The 3,675-nt window shown below is 37.5% G+C and carries 3 protein-coding genes; all 3 read right to left on the reverse strand.

Annotation, left to right across the window (positions count from 1 at the left end):
* Positions 1-1,524: hypothetical protein (locus KN811_RS21660; protein ID WP_216335039.1), on the reverse strand; the 1,524-nt coding region annotated here is incomplete at its 3' end.
* Positions 1,525-1,590: 66 nt separating this feature from the next.
* Complete coding sequence (locus tag KN811_RS21665) at positions 1,591-2,286, reverse strand: aspartate/glutamate racemase family protein (protein ID WP_187967765.1); 696 nt, start codon at positions 2,284-2,286, stop codon at positions 1,591-1,593.
* Positions 2,287-2,341: 55 nt separating this feature from the next.
* Positions 2,342-2,788 (reverse strand): DUF1572 family protein, encoded by a 447-nt coding sequence (locus KN811_RS21670; RefSeq protein WP_187967764.1) that lies wholly within the window; start codon positions 2,786-2,788, stop codon positions 2,342-2,344.
* Positions 2,789-3,675: the final 887 nt, after the last annotated feature.

The following is a 3,675-nucleotide window of genomic DNA, read 5'->3' on the forward strand; positions in this document are numbered from 1 at the left end:
TTGATGCCTGAATTCCAAATCGTCTGTCAGGATGTCAAAAGTCACCTTTGAAACATGGTCCACAAAAAATTTCACATCGTATAGGGTTTCTTTTTTCTCACCCGGCACCTGTTCTAAAACTTCTTGCGTAAAAGCTTCGTTATCGGTAATGATCCTTCCGTATTTATAATTGGGGATCCATTTTGGGGTTAATTCGTTCCCTTCCCGATCATAAAACCTAAAAGATTGGTAATCAATATTTATAAATTTTTTTAAGTCTATGACAACACTACTGTCGGAGATTTTAAAATTGTAATCGGAATTGTCGGTATCCGAGGTGTGGCTGATCGTTTTTCTTTTCGTGGGCGTAAATGTAGTCATGTCGATCTCGATTTTTGTGATGTCCAGTGGCTTCTGGTATAAATTGGTATAGTAGGGCCCTATAAATAAAGGAGTGTTGTATTTTACATTCCTGTCTCGTTTTAGTTCAAAAACAGGGAATCCGTCCCTGTCGTAAAAATAAATATGATTCACCTTGGAATACGCTCCAATCAAAAGGGAGTCCACAATCCCGATATTTTTGCCTGTATCTCCGAATCCGGAGAGGGAATACATGCTTTTAGCCCAGGAAATACTTGTTTTCAGGCTGTCCGTGCATTGTTTAACAAGTTGTTCCAGCTTATCCCTGCTGGTTATTAAAGGGCGTTTTTTATAACTGTATTCTACAGATTTGAATGCATTGGATTTCTTATAACTTTTAACCAATAAAGTGTTTTCAATAGGCATAAATTCCTCAAGGGCGCTCGGTGCCTGATAATCTTTGGCCTTGCTTATCAGTAAAACACATCTGTTATTATCTCCGTAGGTTATTAATTTGGTGTAAAGCGGTATTCCTGTTTCTTTGTCCAGCACATATTTAACCGCAATATTGGTTGTCTGCTGTTGTTCTTCCGCAATGCCTTTTCCATAGACGACCACCTCTTTATTATTGATATCCCTGACGGTATAATGAAAGGTTACAGACCCGTCCCCCAAGCCTGTGATCTTATCTGCCCCGGCACCGGTAACACTCCACGAATACCCTTTTTTCAGCACAATGTCCTTGTAAAATTCATTGTATTCCGGGTTGTAGTACTTTCCGAAAGTTTTTATAACCTCCCGGGGCTTATCAAAATACTTTATGTCCGTATGGCTTACCAGGTTCAGTTTTCCGTTTTCAGGCTTAAAAATAAAGGGTTCGGACATGATCGCTTTCATCCGGGCACTGTCTTTTTTTCCCTCCTTTTCAAGATTTCGGGTATCCAGTGCGTGCGATGATCCTTTTACCTGGGCCCTGTTCAGTTTTACGCTGATGCCCTTGTTTTTCTTTAAAAAAGTGATTTCCACATCGGTCTTAAGCGCCAGTTCGAATATAGCCTGTTCAAAAACAATAGCTTCGGTCTCAAATGCATAAGGGTGATTTTCTTCCGGATTAAATTTCAGTTTTTGGGCGAAGCCCAGGGCAGATGAAAACAAGAATATAAAAAAGATAAATTTTTGTATCATGAATGACGACGTATTTATAATAATGAACCTGGATATCCAGAAAAAAGAGGAAGCACAAGAAGTTTACTATTTTCCCAAAGCAAATTCCACAGCGCTTTCGGCATGTATCCTTGTTGTATCAAAAACCGGAACATTCACATCACTGCTCTGAATCAGTAATGGTATTTCCGTGCAGCCTAAAATAACTCCTTCCGCTCCATGATTGATGCCATTATTGATAATATCCTGAAATGCTTGTTTTGATCCAGGATTTATTTCTCCATGAACGAGTTCTTCATATATTATTTGATGTACTGTTTCCCTGCTCTTTTTGTCAGGTATTATGGTTTCAACATCAAAATCAGTACGGAGCAAATTCCTGAAGAAATCTTTTTCCATGGTAAATTTTGTTCCCAGTAATAAGACCTTTTTGATCTTCTGTTCTTTGATCTTTTTTCCCGTTGCTGAAGCGATATGCAGGAATGGGATATTAGTGTTTTTTACAATTTCCTCACTGCATAAATGCATGGTGTTAGTGCATATCACAATCATATCGGCCCCGGCATTTTCCAGTTTCCTTGCGCATTGGATCATGATTTTAGTTAAAGCCTCCCAGTCACTTTTATGTTGAAGGTCTTCGATTTCAGCGAAATCAACAGATTCCAAAATACACCTTGAAGAATGGAAACCACCTAAGATATCACGTGTTTTTTCATTGATGATCTTGTAATACACCAGGGACGACTCCCAGCTCATTCCGCCGATAAGTCCTATTTTTTTCATTCTGATCATTTTTTTCCGGTTTGTCACCAACGTATGGGATAAACGCAGTAATACCCTAGTTTTTATCCAAAATCCTTCTATGGTAATTTATTTGCCCTAAATGATAGTTTAAATGCGCGTGTAAACGTATTAAAGTAAATGCCATTCCTGCTTCTTTTCCGCCAATTAGCATCGGAAAATCCCCTTTTATTTGATCTTCTTTTAACTTACCTATTGCCTGACTTACGATCTCAATGGTTTCATCTATTTCTGCATACATTTTAGCTCTATCAACATCTTTAGCGGAAAATTCAAGATCCCTTTGTCTGACATATCCAATTTCGGCTAACCCATTCCCAATAAAGGTTTTCAGATTTCCGATGATGTGCAGGCATAAATTCCCCCCTGAATTTTTTATAGAATGTTCAGTTTTCCATAAGGCTGATTCGTTATTGTATAATTCAATCTCCTGTTTGAGCCGATTTAAATCCTGACGGAATAATTCTATTAATGCTTCTTTCATCTTTACTTTTCTAATTTTTCGATTCCTTTTTTGGAAGAAACCTTTTTTCGTTCCTATAAAATAACTTCCTTCTCTGAAATATCGCGACGTCTGTTCTGAGTTTATCGAAGGGCTTGCGCCGAGAGCCGAAATATGATATAAGGTATTCATCCAATCCCTTGTAAGCCTGTCTACCTACAAAGGCAGTTTGCTATTGTCGCCCTACAAAAATACAAATTGACCCTGTACAGTTACAGCTGTTAGCTGCTTTAGCATTACTTTAACTTGATCAGGAATTCCCTCCGATCCCAATTTTTCTTCATTATACCATCCGTCTATCCCACCACAGCGGACGGCTACAAAATTTATTGCCAATTTTTGTTTTTAAGTTTTCAAGTCTTTGAAGTTTTGTATTGTAATTATTTTGTTTTGCCGCTAAAACTTGGTTTTCAGGGTCTAAACTAAGAGGCCTTACATAGCTATCGAAATTGGCTTGAGGAGCACCATTCAAGATAAATATTTTGTGCTTTATTTTAACAAAATGCCCCACCCTTTAAAAATAGTTGATAAAGAACATTTCATCATCATCCATTTTATTGCTTTCCTTTAGGCTTTCAAAAAACTTTAAAAGAGGTAATAGAAGTTCACCTGGAGTCCTGCTACCCCGACTTTTCAACATCAAAAGCATTATTAATCTATTGATTTTCAGTGTTTTTTGTTTTTATTCATAGCATTTAATATCGTTTGTATTCACCTGAATTCACCCAATCTGGTGAACAAAGGATCATTCCTAAAAGTTGGGGACTACGCAAAAATTCTGGATAGTCTAAATAGGAAAAATTCAGTATTCTTCACACCTCTAAATTGTGCTCTAAAGGCTTTTATTTTGGCATTAAAGGACTCTGCTG

The sequence above is a fragment of the Sinomicrobium weinanense genome (assembly GCF_018863395.1).
Taxonomy (GTDB): Bacteria; Bacteroidota; Bacteroidia; order Flavobacteriales; family Flavobacteriaceae; genus Sinomicrobium; species Sinomicrobium weinanense.